Source organism: uncultured Kriegella sp. (genome assembly GCF_963975415.1).
Classification (GTDB): domain Bacteria; phylum Bacteroidota; class Bacteroidia; order Flavobacteriales; family Flavobacteriaceae; genus Kriegella.
This window is the reverse complement of sequence record NZ_CAXBGN010000020.1, coordinates 1-12,176: the sequence shown is the minus strand read 5'-3', so window position 1 is coordinate 12,176 and position 12,176 is coordinate 1. Positions and strand designations below refer to the sequence as shown.

25 protein-coding genes are annotated in these 12,176 nt (G+C 39.8%); all 25 read right to left on the bottom strand.

Going from position 1 to position 12,176, the window contains the following annotated elements; genetic code table 11:
• Nucleotides 1-45: 45 nt before the first annotated feature.
• The gene (rplQ, locus tag AACZ88_RS23495; RefSeq protein WP_339716111.1) at nucleotides 46-588 is read right to left on the bottom strand and encodes a 50S ribosomal protein L17; all 543 of its coding nucleotides are present in this window, start codon (nucleotides 586-588) and stop codon (nucleotides 46-48) included.
• 60 nt (nucleotides 589-648) lie between these two features.
• A complete protein-coding gene (locus AACZ88_RS23490; RefSeq protein ID WP_339716109.1) occupies nucleotides 649-1,641 on the bottom strand; it encodes a DNA-directed RNA polymerase subunit alpha in 993 nt (330 codons plus the stop codon).
• Nucleotides 1,642-1,659: 18 nt separating this feature from the next.
• Nucleotides 1,660-2,265: a 30S ribosomal protein S4 gene (gene rpsD / locus AACZ88_RS23485; RefSeq protein ID WP_339716106.1), complete on the bottom strand. Its 606-nt coding sequence runs from the start codon at nucleotides 2,263-2,265 to the stop codon at nucleotides 1,660-1,662.
• Between the two features lie 88 nt (nucleotides 2,266-2,353).
• Complete coding sequence (rpsK, locus tag AACZ88_RS23480; RefSeq protein ID WP_089894120.1) at nucleotides 2,354-2,746, bottom strand: 30S ribosomal protein S11; 393 nt, start codon at nucleotides 2,744-2,746, stop codon at nucleotides 2,354-2,356.
• A 98-nt stretch (nucleotides 2,747-2,844) separates the two neighbouring features.
• Nucleotides 2,845-3,219, bottom strand: a complete 375-nt coding sequence (gene rpsM, locus AACZ88_RS23475; protein WP_339716102.1) for a 30S ribosomal protein S13 — start codon at nucleotides 3,217-3,219, stop codon at nucleotides 2,845-2,847.
• Between the two features lie 2 nt (nucleotides 3,220-3,221).
• Entirely contained in the window at nucleotides 3,222-3,338 is a 117-nt protein-coding gene (gene ykgO / locus AACZ88_RS23470) for a type B 50S ribosomal protein L36 (RefSeq protein WP_089894109.1), read from the bottom strand.
• Between the two features lie 20 nt (nucleotides 3,339-3,358).
• Complete coding sequence (gene infA, locus AACZ88_RS23465; protein WP_013751343.1) at nucleotides 3,359-3,574, bottom strand: translation initiation factor IF-1; 216 nt, start codon at nucleotides 3,572-3,574, stop codon at nucleotides 3,359-3,361.
• A 4-nt stretch (nucleotides 3,575-3,578) separates the two neighbouring features.
• Nucleotides 3,579-4,922, bottom strand: coding sequence for a preprotein translocase subunit SecY (secY, locus tag AACZ88_RS23460; protein ID WP_339716098.1), 1,344 nt, complete (start codon nucleotides 4,920-4,922; stop codon nucleotides 3,579-3,581).
• Nucleotides 4,923-4,934: 12 nt separating this feature from the next.
• Entirely contained in the window at nucleotides 4,935-5,387 is a 453-nt protein-coding gene (gene rplO, locus AACZ88_RS23455) for a 50S ribosomal protein L15 (protein ID WP_339716096.1), read from the bottom strand.
• An 11-nt stretch (nucleotides 5,388-5,398) separates the two neighbouring features.
• On the bottom strand, nucleotides 5,399-5,581 hold the full coding sequence (rpmD, locus tag AACZ88_RS23450) for a 50S ribosomal protein L30 (protein ID WP_089894098.1): 183 nt from the start codon (nucleotides 5,579-5,581) through the stop codon (nucleotides 5,399-5,401).
• Between the two features lie 55 nt (nucleotides 5,582-5,636).
• The gene (rpsE, locus tag AACZ88_RS23445) at nucleotides 5,637-6,161 is read right to left on the bottom strand and encodes a 30S ribosomal protein S5 (protein ID WP_339716094.1); all 525 of its coding nucleotides are present in this window, start codon (nucleotides 6,159-6,161) and stop codon (nucleotides 5,637-5,639) included.
• Between the two features lie 8 nt (nucleotides 6,162-6,169).
• Nucleotides 6,170-6,526, bottom strand: coding sequence for a 50S ribosomal protein L18 (rplR, locus tag AACZ88_RS23440; protein WP_339716091.1), 357 nt, complete (start codon nucleotides 6,524-6,526; stop codon nucleotides 6,170-6,172).
• A 12-nt stretch (nucleotides 6,527-6,538) separates the two neighbouring features.
• On the bottom strand, nucleotides 6,539-7,081 hold the full coding sequence (gene rplF, locus AACZ88_RS23435) for a 50S ribosomal protein L6 (RefSeq protein WP_339716088.1): 543 nt from the start codon (nucleotides 7,079-7,081) through the stop codon (nucleotides 6,539-6,541).
• A gap of 19 nt (nucleotides 7,082-7,100) precedes the next feature.
• Nucleotides 7,101-7,499 (bottom strand): 30S ribosomal protein S8, encoded by a 399-nt coding sequence (gene rpsH, locus AACZ88_RS23430; RefSeq protein WP_339716086.1) that lies wholly within the window; start codon nucleotides 7,497-7,499, stop codon nucleotides 7,101-7,103.
• Between the two features lie 67 nt (nucleotides 7,500-7,566).
• Nucleotides 7,567-7,836 carry a 30S ribosomal protein S14 gene (gene rpsN / locus AACZ88_RS23425; protein ID WP_339716084.1) on the bottom strand — a complete coding sequence of 90 codons (270 nt, stop codon included), beginning with the start codon at nucleotides 7,834-7,836 and terminating at the stop codon, nucleotides 7,567-7,569.
• A 1-nt stretch (nucleotide 7,837) separates the two neighbouring features.
• Entirely contained in the window at nucleotides 7,838-8,389 is a 552-nt protein-coding gene (gene rplE / locus AACZ88_RS23420) for a 50S ribosomal protein L5 (protein ID WP_339716082.1), read from the bottom strand.
• A 2-nt stretch (nucleotides 8,390-8,391) separates the two neighbouring features.
• A complete protein-coding gene (rplX, locus tag AACZ88_RS23415) occupies nucleotides 8,392-8,706 on the bottom strand; it encodes a 50S ribosomal protein L24 (protein WP_339716079.1) in 315 nt (104 codons plus the stop codon).
• A gap of 9 nt (nucleotides 8,707-8,715) precedes the next feature.
• Nucleotides 8,716-9,084: a 50S ribosomal protein L14 gene (rplN, locus tag AACZ88_RS23410; RefSeq protein ID WP_089894076.1), complete on the bottom strand. Its 369-nt coding sequence runs from the start codon at nucleotides 9,082-9,084 to the stop codon at nucleotides 8,716-8,718.
• A 2-nt stretch (nucleotides 9,085-9,086) separates the two neighbouring features.
• Nucleotides 9,087-9,344, bottom strand: a complete 258-nt coding sequence (gene rpsQ, locus AACZ88_RS23405; protein WP_089894073.1) for a 30S ribosomal protein S17 — start codon at nucleotides 9,342-9,344, stop codon at nucleotides 9,087-9,089.
• Between the two features lie 13 nt (nucleotides 9,345-9,357).
• The gene (gene rpmC / locus AACZ88_RS23400; RefSeq protein WP_089894070.1) at nucleotides 9,358-9,549 is read right to left on the bottom strand and encodes a 50S ribosomal protein L29; all 192 of its coding nucleotides are present in this window, start codon (nucleotides 9,547-9,549) and stop codon (nucleotides 9,358-9,360) included.
• Nucleotides 9,550-9,562: 13 nt separating this feature from the next.
• Nucleotides 9,563-9,988 carry a 50S ribosomal protein L16 gene (gene rplP, locus AACZ88_RS23395; RefSeq protein ID WP_089894067.1) on the bottom strand — a complete coding sequence of 142 codons (426 nt, stop codon included), beginning with the start codon at nucleotides 9,986-9,988 and terminating at the stop codon, nucleotides 9,563-9,565.
• Between the two features lie 17 nt (nucleotides 9,989-10,005).
• Nucleotides 10,006-10,731: a 30S ribosomal protein S3 gene (rpsC, locus tag AACZ88_RS23390; protein WP_339716071.1), complete on the bottom strand. Its 726-nt coding sequence runs from the start codon at nucleotides 10,729-10,731 to the stop codon at nucleotides 10,006-10,008.
• Nucleotide 10,732: 1 nt separating this feature from the next.
• Nucleotides 10,733-11,140 (bottom strand): 50S ribosomal protein L22, encoded by a 408-nt coding sequence (rplV, locus tag AACZ88_RS23385; RefSeq protein ID WP_089894062.1) that lies wholly within the window; start codon nucleotides 11,138-11,140, stop codon nucleotides 10,733-10,735.
• A 3-nt stretch (nucleotides 11,141-11,143) separates the two neighbouring features.
• The gene (rpsS, locus tag AACZ88_RS23380) at nucleotides 11,144-11,422 is read right to left on the bottom strand and encodes a 30S ribosomal protein S19 (RefSeq protein ID WP_089894059.1); all 279 of its coding nucleotides are present in this window, start codon (nucleotides 11,420-11,422) and stop codon (nucleotides 11,144-11,146) included.
• 14 nt (nucleotides 11,423-11,436) lie between these two features.
• On the bottom strand, nucleotides 11,437-12,176 hold a 740-nt coding region (gene rplB, locus AACZ88_RS23375; protein ID WP_339716064.1), incomplete at its 5' end, for a 50S ribosomal protein L2.

The following is a 12,176-nucleotide window of genomic DNA, read 5'->3' as shown; positions in this document are numbered from 1 at the left end:
TCTTCAAAGACTATCCTTTTATAGTTATTAAAATATACTAACATTTTATTCTTCGGAATCATCTGCTTTAACTTCAGCATCAGCAACGCCCTCTACAGCTTTTTCTTCTGTATCGGTCACAACCACCGGTGGCGTATCTTCTTTCTTACCACCACTTCTTCTACTTCTTCTAGTAGACTTCTTCTTAGGTTGGCCAGCATTATAAAGTTCATTGAAATCAACCAACTCGATCATTGCCATATCGGCATTATCCCCTAGGCGATTACCCAATTTAATTATACGGGTATACCCCCCTGGTCTCTCTCCCACCTTTTCAGAGACCGAACCAAACAACTCTGTAATCGCATACTTGTCTCTCAAGTATTTAAAAACAATTCGTCTGTTATGCGTTCCTTTTTCAACAGTTTGGTTATTTTCTGCCTTTGATTTTGTAATCAATGGCTCAATAAACTGTTTTAAGGCCTTCGCCTTGGCTACTGTAGTATTGATTCTCTTATGCTCTATTAAGGAACAGGCCATATTTGCCAACATAGCTCTTCTATGGGCGGCTTTTCTTCCTAAATGATTTACTTTTTTACCGTGTCTCATGATTTACATTTTATCATCTTGCTACCAAACTCGAAAGACCGAGGAGCAAAATATGATTACTTAATCTTTATCCAATTTATACTTTGATAGGTCCATTCCAAAACTTAGACCTTTATTGATAACTAATTCTTCCAATTCGGTCAGGGATTTTTTACCAAAATTCCTGAACTTCATCAAGTCGTTCTTATTAAAAGAAACCAAATCGCCCAAGGTATCAACTTCTGCCGCCTTTAAACAATTCAAGGCACGAACCGAAAGATCCATATCTACCAATTTAGTCTTTAACAATTGACGCATGTGCAACGATTCTTCGTCATAAGTCTCAGTTTGTGCTATTTCATCAGCTTCAAGCGTGATGCGCTCATCAGAGAATAACATGAAATGATGTATCAAAACCTTTGCACCTTCGGTCAATGCATCTTTTGGATGTATCGAACCATCGGTAACGATTTCAAAAACTAACTTTTCGTAATCGGTCTTTTGCTCTACACGGAAGTTTTCAATACTATATTTTACATTCTTTATCGGTGTAAAAATAGAATCTACTGCTATAGTTCCAATAGGTGCATCAGATTTTTTATTCTCTTCAGCCGGCACATAACCCCTACCTTTATCAATGGTTATCTCCATATTGATACTAACCTTGGGATCCATGTTACAAATAACCAAATCAGGATTCAAGACTTGATATCCGGAAATAAATTTCTGAAAATCGCCAGCGGTCAATTGCTCTTTTCCACTTACGGAAATAGAAACGACTTCTGACTCAGAATCATCAATTTGCTTCTTAAAACGAACTTGTTTCAAATTTAGGATAATCTCTGTAACGTCTTCAACAACACCAGAAATTACCGAGAACTCATGTTCTACCTTATCGATTCTAACCGAAGTGATGGCATGCCCTTCCAAAGAGGAAAGCAATACCCTTCTTAATGCGTTCCCAACAGTCAATCCATAACCAGGTTCCAAAGGGCGGAATTCAAACTTCCCTTCGAAATCTGAGGAATCGATCATTATTACTTTATCGGGTTTCTGAAAATTAAATAATGCCATAATTGGATCAGTGTTGTTTTATTTTGAGTATAACTCGACGATTAATTGTTCTTTGATGTTCTCCGGAATCTGAATTCGTTCAGGAACCGCTACAAACGTTCCCTCTTTCTTCTCAGTATTCCAGGTAATCCATTCATAAACGCTACTGTTCGCCGACAACGCATCTTGAATAGTCTGCAAAGACTTTGATTTTTCCCTAACGCCAACAACATCACCAGGTTTAAGAGAGTATGACGGAATATTTACTAATTCGCCGTTAACGGTAATGTGTCTGTGAGAAACTAATTGTCTAGCACCTCTTCTAGAGGTAGAAATACCCATTCGGTATACTACGTTATCGAGACGAGATTCACATAATTGAAGTAATACCTCACCTGCAACACCTTCTTTTCTTTTGGCGCTGGCAAATAAGTTTCTAAATTGTTTTTCTAGAATACCGTAGGTATATTTCGCCTTTTGCTTCTCCATCAATTGAACGGAGTACTCCGATTTTTTACCACGACGTCTGTTGTTACCGTGTTGTCCTGGTGGGTAGCTCTTTTTTTCAAAAGCTTTGTCCTCTCCGAAAATTGCTTCACCGAATTTTCGGGCAATCTTACTTTTTGGTCCTGTATATCTTGCCATTTTCTTTTAATTTGAAGTGTGATTATGAATTAAGGCTTATCCTTCGATAATCGTTATCTACACTTCTGTGAAATATATAAATATTGAATTAAACTCTTCTTCTCTTAGGAGGTCTACAACCGTTATGTGGCATTGGTGTAACATCAATAATTTCCGTTACCTCAATTCCTGAGTTGTGAATAGTACGAATAGCAGATTCTCGACCGTTACCCGGACCTTTTACGTATACCTTTACTTTTCTAAGTCCCGCTTCATGGGCAACTTTGGAACAATCTTCAGCGGCTACCTGAGCAGCATAAGGTGTGTTTTTCTTAGACCCTCTAAAACCAAGCTTACCGGCCGATGACCAAGAAATTACATCGCCTTTCTTATTGGTCAGTGAGATAATGATATTATTAAAAGATGCAGTAACATGTGCCTCGCCAACCGAGTCTACAATTACCTTACGCTTTTTTGCTGTTTTTGTACTTGCCTTTGCCATATTTTTTAGTTTCTAGTTGTTAGTTGTTAGTATTAGAATCCTAGACTTTTACATTTCAAACAGATTCAATCCAACTACTAAATACTAATGACTTTTAATTATTTAGTTGCTTTCTTTTTATTGGCAACTGTTTTTCTTTTTCCTTTTCTTGTCCTAGAATTGTTCTTGGTACGCTGTCCCCTCAATGGCAGTCCAGATCTATGACGAATACCCCTGTAGCATCCGATATCCATCAAACGCTTAATATTCAATTGAGTTTCCGAGCGCAATTCTCCTTCTATAGTAAAAGAAGCAACCGTCTCACGGATACGTCCTATCTCATCATCGTTCCATTCAGAAACTTTCGTATCCTCACTCACTTGGGCCTTTTCCAAAATTTCTTTAGCCCTACTCTTACCAATTCCAAAAATATAGGTAAGGGCGATTACGCCTCTCTTCTGTTTTGGTATATCAATACCTGCAATTCTTGCCATAATTATCCTTGTCTTTGTTTAAATCTAGGATTTTTTTTGTTGATCACGTACAACCTGCCATTTCTACGTACAATCTTGCACTCGGCACTTCTCTTTTTTATTGATGCTCTTACTTTCATCTTTCTCTCTATTCTTATTCTTAATACCTGTATGTTATTCTAGCCTTGGACAAATCATAGGGACTCATTTCCAATTTAACTTTATCCCCTGGAAGTAGTTTAATGTAATGCATTCGCATTTTTCCTGAGATATGCGCTGTTACCACATGCCCATTCTCCAATTCTACACGAAACATTGCATTCGACAATGCTTCAATTATAGATCCGTCTTGCTCTATTGCTGCTTGTTTAGCCATAACCTTATGCTACTTTTCTATTTTTGCCCGTCTTCATCAAACCATCATAGTGTCTGTTCAACAAATAAGCATTCACCTGTTGAACAGTGTCAATGGCAACCCCTACCATAATAAGTAGTGATGTACCACCATAAAACAAAGCCCATCCGGCCTGAATACCCATAAGTTTGACCACTACTGCCGGAAGTACCGCTAAAAGCGCCAAAAATACAGAACCAGGTAACGTTATCAAAGACATTATTTTATCTAAGAAGTCTCCCGTTTCCTTCCCTGGCCGCACACCAGGAATAAAACCTCCACTGCGCTTCAAATCATCGGCCATTTTATTTGTAGGTACTGTTATCGCCGTATAGAAATACGTAAAGACAATGATTAGGAAAGCAAACAATAAATTGTATGCCAAACCAAAAATATCATTAAACTGCACTTCCATCCATTGACCGATAGCCGTATCATTAAATGTTTTTCCCAATAAACCTGGAGCAAACATAATCGCCTGTGCAAAGATAATAGGCATTACCCCAGAAGCATTCAATTTTAAGGGAATATATTGTCGGGATCCCATAATATTTTTCTCGTACCCGCCGGAGGCGGTTCTACGCGCATACTGAACAGGAATCTGACGTGTGGCCATAACCAGTAGGACACTGGCCAAAATAACTAAGAACCATATAATCACCTCAATCAAAATAAACATCAATCCTCCGTTGTTATCAACAGTTCTAGAAATGAACTCTTGAACGAATGATTGCGGCATGGTGGCGATAATACCAATCATAATCAATAAGGAGATTCCGTTACCGATACCCTTATCGGTAATTTTCTCACCCAACCACATTGCAAAAACACAACCAGTTACCAAAATAATTACCGCCGGAATCATAAAGTCAAGTCCCTTTCCCAAAAGAAAAGCACTATCCCTAACTCCGAAGGCCTCCAACCCATAAAGATAAGCTGGTGCCTGAACGATACAGATACCAATGGTCAACCAACGTGTAATCTGATTCTTTGTTTTTCTTCCACTTTCACCCTCTTTATCCAATTTCTGCAAATATGGAACGGCTATACCCATCAACTGTACTACAATCGATGCCGAAATGTAAGGCATGATACCCAATGCAAAAATGGAAGCATTGGAAAACGCACCACCGGTAAAAGCATTCAATAAACCAAAAATACCTTGGTCAGTACTAGAGGCCAATTCTGCCAATTGTTTGGAATCAATACCCGGAAGCACAATTTGGCAACCAAAACGGTACACCAAAAGAAGACCCAGCGTAAGAATAATTCTATTTCTTAGCTCTTCAATCTTCCAAATATTGGTAATTGTCTCAAAGAATTTCTTCATGCTATGCTTTGGTTATAAACTTATTGCCTCTCCACCAGCAGCCTCAATAGCCGCTTTGGCACTAGATGTAAATTTATGTACTGAAATTTTCAGGGATGCTTTTAATTCACCACCACCCAAAATCTTTACCAAATCGTTTTTGCGAACTAATCTGTTCTCAATAAGTGTATCAAGTGTTACAGTATCGGCAACAACTTTGTTATCTACCAACTCTTGTAACTTATCTAGATTGATTCCTTTATACTCCTTTCGGTTAATGTTCGTAAAACCAAATTTAGGAACACGACGTTGCAACGGCATTTGACCACCCTCGAAACCGATTTTTTTAGAGTATCCGGATCTAGACTTCGCCCCTTTATGTCCTCGAGTGGCAGTACCTCCCTTTCCTGAGCCCTGACCTCTTCCTACTCTCTTTCCTTCTTTCTGAACAGCGCCATCCGCTGGTTTTAAATTGCCTAAATTCATTGGACCTATAATTAAGCTTCTTCTGTAGAAACTAAGTGTTTAACTTTATTTATCATGCCAACAATATTGGAAGTCGCCTCATGCTCTACGACTTGACCAATTCTTCGCAAACCAAGTGCTTCAAGTGTCCTCTTTTGATTCTGAGGTCTCTTGATACCACTTTTCAACTGTTTTACCTTTATCTTCTTTGCCATCTTTTTAGTAATTCGTAGCTAAGTAGCCAGCTTACCGGCACCTAATACTATTATTTTATCCCTTAAAAACCTTTTCCAAAGATACACCACGTTGTTTTGCAACCGTACTAGCACCTCTTAGCTGTAAAAGCGCATCAAAAGTAGCCTTAACAACATTATGCGGGTTTGACGAACCTTGAGATTTCGAAAGTACATCTTGGACCCCAACCGCCTCAAGCACAGCTCTAACGGCGCCACCAGCGATAACTCCCGTACCATGTGATGCCGGCTGGATATAGACACGAGCACCTCCAAATTTTCCTTTCTGCTCATGGGGAACTGTAGCCTTATTCAAAGGAATACGGATAAGATTTTTCTTTGCATCCTCAATAGCTTTCGCAATTGCCGTAGCAACTTCTTTAGACTTACCCAAACCATGCCCTACGACACCATTCTCATCACCAACGACCACTATAGCAGAAAAGCCAAATGCCCTACCACCTTTGGTTACCTTGGTAACCCTTTGAACACCGACCAATCTATCTTTCAGATCTAACCCTCCAGGTTTTACGGTCTCTACGTTTTTGTATTTCTGGTACATATTTTCAATTAAAATTTTAGTCCTGCTTCCCTTGCGCCATCGGCCAAAGATTTAACTCGGCCATGATAAAGGTTACCCCCTCTATCAAAAGCGACTTTCTCTATTCCTGTTTCTTTGCACTTTTCAGCAATAGTCTTCCCTACAAGGGCTGCCAATTCAGACTTTGTACCCTTATTTTTAGCTAAATCCTTATCCCTTGACGAAGCAGACAATAATGTCTCCCCTTTATTGTCGTCGATAATTTGGGCATAAATTTCACTATTACTTCTAAAAACGGAGAGTCTTGGTCTTTCGGCAGTTCCGAAAGAAACCTTACGTATTCTCCTTCTAATTCTAAATTTTCTCTCGGTCTTCGATAATCCCATGATACTTAATTATTATGCTGATTTACCCGCTTTTCTTCTTAATTGCTCACCGACAAATTTGATACCTTTTCCTTTATAAGGCTCAGGCTTTCGGAATGAACGTATTTTTGCCGCAACTTGACCAACCAACTGTTTGTCGTGCGATGTCAACTTTACAATAGGATTTTTTCCTTTTTCCGATGTAGTCTCAATTTTCACCTCAGGTGCTATATCAAGCACAATGTTATGCGAAAAACCTACTGCTAAATCCAATTTTTGACCCTGATTGCTGGCTCTATACCCAACTCCAACCAGTTCCAATTCCTTGGTCCATCCTTTAGAAACTCCTTCAACCATATTCAACACTAAAGATCGATACAGACCATGTTTCGCTTTATGCTCTTTCGAATCTGATGGCCTAGTCACCCAAGCCTGACCGTCTTCGATCTTAATGGAAACCTCTGAAAATTCCTGTACCAGCTCACCCAATTTACCTTTTACAGTAATTTCGTTATCCTTCACCTCTATGGTCACACCATCAGGAATCGCTATTGGATTATTACCTATTCTTGACATTTCTTAATTCTTTATCACATTAATATACATAGCACAATACCTCGCCACCAACGTTCTCGTTCTTGGCCTGCTTGCTGGTCATTACCCCATGCGATGTTGACACTATAGCTATACCTAGACCGTTCAAAACTCGAGGCAAATCTTGCGAACCCGTATACTTACGTAAACCCGGTTTGCTTATGCGCTCTAACTTCTTAATAACTGGATCTTTGGTCATTTTATCGTACTTAAGGGCAATTTTTATAGACCCCTGTACTTTATCGTCTTCAAATTTATAACTTAAAATATAACCTTGATCGAACAATATCTTAGTTATTTCCTTCTTTACTTTTGAGGAAGGAATCTCAACAACCCGATGACCCGCCCTACTAGCGTTTCTAATTCGTGTTAAATAATCTGCTATAGTATCTGTAACCATTTTTATCTAATTCGGTAACGGTTTTCAGCATCATTGCCAAACCTGAAACCAGTTATTCAATTGTATCTTACCAGCTGGCCTTTTTTACTCCGGGAATCAAACCTTTATTTGCCATCTCCCTGAACATAACCCTAGAAATTCCAAAAGTACGCATATAACCTTTAGGCCTTCCTGTCAACTTGCAACGATTGTGCATACGTACAGGCGAAGCATTTCTTGGAAGTTTCTGCAAGGCTTCGTAATCACCTGCTTCTTTCAATTCTTTTCTTCTCTCCGCATATAAAGCAACCGTTTTTGCTCTTTTTCTTTCACGGGCCTTCATCGATTCTTTAGCCATACTAGTTCTTTTTAAAAGGTAATCCCAGTTCTGTTAATAATGATTTTGCTTCTTTGTCAGTTTCGGCTGTAGTAACAAAAGTTATATCCATTCCATTGATCCTGTTAATCTTATCGATATTAATCTCTGGAAAAATAATCTGTTCCGTAACCCCAAGGCTGTAATTCCCACGACCATCAAAACCAGTAGCGCGAATACCCTGAAAATCCCTTACACGTGGCAAGGCAGTAGTCACCAACCTGTCTAAGAACTCATACATTCTTTCGCCACGAAGTGTAACTTTAGCTCCAATCGGCATACCTTTTCGTAGTTTAAATGCCGCAACATCTTTTTTCGAAATTGTAGCAATCGCTTTTTGACCCGTTATATTGGTCAATTCGTCTACAGCGTGATCGATTAGTTTCTTATCGGCCACAGCGGCACCAACACCTCTACTGACAACGATTTTATCTAATTTTGGAACCTGCATGACATTCTTGTAGCCAAATTCCTTTCTAAGCGCATCTATTATACGCTCTTTATATTCCTTTTTTAATCTTGCAACGTAAGCCATAACTAAATTACTTCATTGGATTTTTTGGAAAACCTGACCTTCTTACCATCTCTAACTTCATAGCCGACCTTAGTCGTATCCCCAGATTTGGAATCAATCAATGCCAAATTGGATATATGAATAGGAGCTTCCTTTTTAGTGATGCCCCCCTGTGGGTTTTTAGCACTCGGTTTTTCATGCTTAGAGACCATATTAGCTCCCTCAACAATTGCCTTGTTCTTTTCAATGTCTACTCGCAAAACCTTGCCCTCGGTACCTTTATGGTCTCCGGCAACAATTCTTACGGTATCCCCTGTTTTTATCTTTAACTTTTTCATTCTAATAGTTTAAAGCACCTCTGGAGCCAATGAAACAATTTTCATGAACTGTTTGTCACGAAGCTCTCTGGCCACGGGTCCGAAAACACGTGTACCTCTCATCTCCCCGGTAGGATTCAACAACACACATGCATTGTCGTCAAAACGGATATAAGACCCATCAGGCCTTCTAACCTCCTTTTTTGTCCTAACCACGACTGCAGTAGAAACAGCTCCTTTTTTAATACCACCGTTAGGTGTGGCCTCTTTTACGGCAACTACAATTTTGTCACCTATAGAAGCATACCTCCGTTTCGTACCTCCGAGAACTCGAATGGTCAAAACCTCTTTGGCCCCTGTATTGTCTGCTACCTTTAATCTCGATTCTTGCTGTAACATAATTATTTAGCTCTTTCTAGGATTTCTACTAACCTCCAACACTTAGTCTTGCTCAAAGGGCGCGTCTCCATAATCTTTACAGTATCGCCGATATTGCAGTCATTTTTCTCATCGTGTGCAACATATTTCTTAGTTTTCAACACGAACTTACCGTACATCGGGTGCTTGACACGCTTAACCTCGGAAACCACAATTGATTTCTCCATTTTGTCACTGGTTACTACCCCGACTCTTTCTTTTCTTAAATTTCTATTTTCCATAAAGCCGAACCAATTATTGGTTTTCCCTATTAGTTAATTCCGTTGCCAATCGTGCAACCGTTCTTCTTACCTTTCTTATCTGAAGTGGGTTCTCCAACGGAGTTACAAAATGGGCCGTTTTTAAATCGGTATGCTGTTTTTTAAATTCAGCAAGCTTTTCATTCAGCTCTTCGACCGACATTTTCTTTATTTCCTGTTTTTTCATGCCTCCCTAAAATTTAATCTTGATGTACATAGTCTCGAGCGACAATGAACTTTGTCTTTACCGGTAATTTTTGTGCAGCCAACCTCAATGCCTCTTTAGCAATATCCATAGGAACTCCGGCGACCTCGAACAAAACCCTACCAGGTTTGACCACGGCTACGAAATATTCTGGCGCACCTTTACCTTTACCCATACGAACTTCCAATGGTTTTTTGGTAATTGGCTTATCCGGAAATATTTTAATCCATAACTGCCCTTCCCTTTTCATATATCTAGTAGCAGCAATACGAGCCGCTTCTATCTGACGCGATGTTAAAAAATTAGAATCCAGAGTTTTAATGCCGAACATGCCATTTGAAAGTTGGTGTCCTCTACCCGCATCACCTTTCATGCGGCCTTTTTGCATTTTACGAAACTTGGTTCTCTTTGGCTGTAACATTTCTTATTCTTTAAAAATTACTTTCTACGACGAGGTTTTCTACCACCGTCTTGCTGCTTTCCGCCTCCTTTTCCACCTTGACTTTTCGACATACCGACCAAAGGAGAAAGATCCCGTTTGCCATATACTTCACCTTTCATTATCCACACCTTAATACCCAATCTTCCATAAGTAGTATGTGCTTCATGCAAAGCATAATCAATATCAGCCCTAAAAGTGGACAATGGAATCCTTCCATCTTTATACGACTCGGAACGCGCCATTTCAGCTCCGTTCAAACGTCCTGAAATCTGAATCTTAATTCCTTCAGCATTCATTCTCATTGCCGCGGCAATAGCCATTTTTATAGCCCTACGAAAAGATATCCTACTTTCTATCTGACGTGCCACACTGGCAGCAACCAAATTAGCATCTAGCTCAGGTCTCTTGATTTCGTAAATATTGATCTGAACTTCTTTACTCGTAATCTTCTTCAGCTCCTCTTTAAGCTTATCAACTTCTTGACCACCTTTACCAATAATAATACCCGGTCTTGCCGTTGTGATTGTTACCGTAATCAGTTTAAGCGTACGCTCTATAATAACCCTAGAAACACTTGCTTTTGCTAAACGAGCATGGATATATTTCCTAATCTTATCGTCTTCGGCAAGTTTATCTCCATAATCATTACCTCCATACCAATTAGACTCCCATCCTCTGATGATTCCTAGACGATTTCCTATCGGATTTGTTTTCTGTCCCATTCTAGCTTTCTATATTATTGTTAGACCCCAACACCAATGTTACGTGATTGGAACGTTTTCGTATTCTATGGGCCCTTCCCTGAGGTGCCGGACGCAGTCTTTTCAACATACTCGCGCTGTCTACCCGTATCTCTTTTACAAAAAGGTCGGCATCTTCAACACTAGCCTCTTCATTCTTCGCTTGCCAATTAGCCAAAGCTGAAAGCAAAAGCTTCTCTAACCTACGCGAAGCCTCTTTAGGATTAAACCTTAATATCGCCAAAGCCTTTTCAACTTGCACCCCCCTAACCAAATCTGCGACCAAACGCATTTTTCTAGGCGATGTTGGACAATTGTTCAATTTAGCAAAAGCTACTTGTTGTTTTTCAGCCTTAATTCTTTCGGCCATCTGTCTTTTTCGAACTCCCATAGCTTACTTTTTACCTTTATTTTTCGCTCCTGCATGCCCCCTAAAAGATCGCGTTGGAGAAAATTCACCTAATTTATGACCAACCATGTTTTCGGTAATATACACAGGAACAAATTGCCTCCCGTTGTGCACCGCTATAGTCAAACCAACGAAATCTGGTGTTATCATAGATGCCCTTGACCATGTTTTGATAACCGTTTTCTTTCCAGAAGAAGCATTTTGCTCAATCTTCTTCTCTAGGCTATAATGAACGTAAGGTCCTTTTTTTAATGAACGTGCCATTTCTTTCTACTTTTTTATTTCTTTCTACGTTCTAAAATATATTTGTTGGTGCTCTTGGTCTTGGTACGGGTTCTAAATCCTTTTGCAGGAATACCGTTCCTAGATCTTGGATGCCCTCCTGAAGCCCTTCCTTCACCACCACCCATTGGGTGATCGACAGGGTTCATCGCAACAGGCCTAGTTCTTGGTCTTCGACCCAACCACCTACTACGACCAGCTTTACCTGAAACCAACAGCTGATGATCCGAGTTAGATACCGCACCAATTGTAGCCAAACAACCTGAAAGAATTAATCTTGTTTCCCCAGACGGCAATTTAACGGTAACAAATTTTCCGTCTTTGGCCATCAATTGTGCAAACGTACCAGCACTTCTAGCCATCACCGCCCCTTGACCAGGACGCAATTCTATACATGAAACGATAGTACCCAATGGAACAGCACTTAAAGGAAGTGCATTTCCGATTTCCGGTGCTGCGGAAGAACCCGTAGACACCTCTTGCCCCACCTGAAGTCCGTTTTGAGCTATCACATATCGCTTTTCACCATCGGTATATTCCAACAAAGCGATAAACGCCGTTCTGTTCGGATCATACTGAATCGATTTTACGGTAGCAGCAACATCTTGCTTATCCCTTTTAAAATCTATTACACGATACCTTCTTTTATGACCACCACCTCTATGGCGCATAGTCATCTTTCCTTGACTGTTTCTACCTCCGGACTTTTTTAACGGAGCAAGCAAGCTTTTCTCCG

Coding starts and splice junctions, on each gene's coding strand:
- rplQ (WP_339716111.1), bottom strand. CDS start 588: ATGAGACACGGTAAAAAAGTAAATCATTTAGGAAGAAAAGCCGCCCAT.
- AACZ88_RS23490 (WP_339716109.1), bottom strand. CDS start 1,641: ATGGCATTATTTAATTTTCAGAAACCCGATAAAGTAATAATGATCGAT.
- rpsD (WP_339716106.1), bottom strand. CDS start 2,265: ATGGCAAGATATACAGGACCAAAAAGTAAGATTGCCCGAAAATTCGGT.
- rpsK (WP_089894120.1), bottom strand. CDS start 2,746: ATGGCAAAGGCAAGTACAAAAACAGCAAAAAAGCGTAAGGTAATTGTA.
- rpsM (WP_339716102.1), bottom strand. CDS start 3,219: ATGGCAAGAATTGCAGGTATTGATATACCAAAACAGAAGAGAGGCGTA.
- ykgO (WP_089894109.1), bottom strand. CDS start 3,338: ATGAAAGTAAGAGCATCAATAAAAAAGAGAAGTGCCGAGTGCAAGATT.
- infA (WP_013751343.1), bottom strand. CDS start 3,574: ATGGCTAAACAAGCAGCAATAGAGCAAGACGGATCTATAATTGAAGCA.
- secY (WP_339716098.1), bottom strand. CDS start 4,922: ATGAAGAAATTCTTTGAGACAATTACCAATATTTGGAAGATTGAAGAG.
- rplO (WP_339716096.1), bottom strand. CDS start 5,387: ATGAATTTAGGCAATTTAAAACCAGCGGATGGCGCTGTTCAGAAAGAA.
- rpmD (WP_089894098.1), bottom strand. CDS start 5,581: ATGGCAAAGAAGATAAAGGTAAAACAGTTGAAAAGTGGTATCAAGAGA.
- rpsE (WP_339716094.1), bottom strand. CDS start 6,161: ATGTACCAGAAATACAAAAACGTAGAGACCGTAAAACCTGGAGGGTTA.
- rplR (WP_339716091.1), bottom strand. CDS start 6,526: ATGGGATTATCGAAGACCGAGAGAAAATTTAGAATTAGAAGGAGAATA.
- rplF (WP_339716088.1), bottom strand. CDS start 7,081: ATGTCAAGAATAGGTAATAATCCAATAGCGATTCCTGATGGTGTGACC.
- rpsH (WP_339716086.1), bottom strand. CDS start 7,499: ATGGTTACAGATACTATAGCAGATTATTTAACACGAATTAGAAACGCT.
- rpsN (WP_339716084.1), bottom strand. CDS start 7,836: ATGGCTAAAGAATCGATGAAGGCCCGTGAAAGAAAAAGAGCAAAAACG.
- rplE (WP_339716082.1), bottom strand. CDS start 8,389: ATGGCTTACGTTGCAAGATTAAAAAAGGAATATAAAGAGCGTATAATA.
- rplX (WP_339716079.1), bottom strand. CDS start 8,706: ATGAAAAAGTTAAAGATAAAAACAGGGGATACCGTAAGAATTGTTGCC.
- rplN (WP_089894076.1), bottom strand. CDS start 9,084: ATGTTACAGCAAGAATCGAGATTAAAGGTAGCAGACAATACAGGGGCC.
- rpsQ (WP_089894073.1), bottom strand. CDS start 9,344: ATGGAAAATAGAAATTTAAGAAAAGAAAGAGTCGGGGTAGTAACCAGT.
- rpmC (WP_089894070.1), bottom strand. CDS start 9,549: ATGAAAAAACAGGAAATAAAGAAAATGTCGGTCGAAGAGCTGAATGAA.
- rplP (WP_089894067.1), bottom strand. CDS start 9,988: ATGTTACAGCCAAAGAGAACCAAGTTTCGTAAAATGCAAAAAGGCCGC.
- rpsC (WP_339716071.1), bottom strand. CDS start 10,731: ATGGGACAGAAAACAAATCCGATAGGAAATCGTCTAGGAATCATCAGA.
- rplV (WP_089894062.1), bottom strand. CDS start 11,140: ATGGGAGTTCGAAAAAGACAGATGGCCGAAAGAATTAAGGCTGAAAAA.
- rpsS (WP_089894059.1), bottom strand. CDS start 11,422: ATGGCACGTTCATTAAAAAAAGGACCTTACGTTCATTATAGCCTAGAG.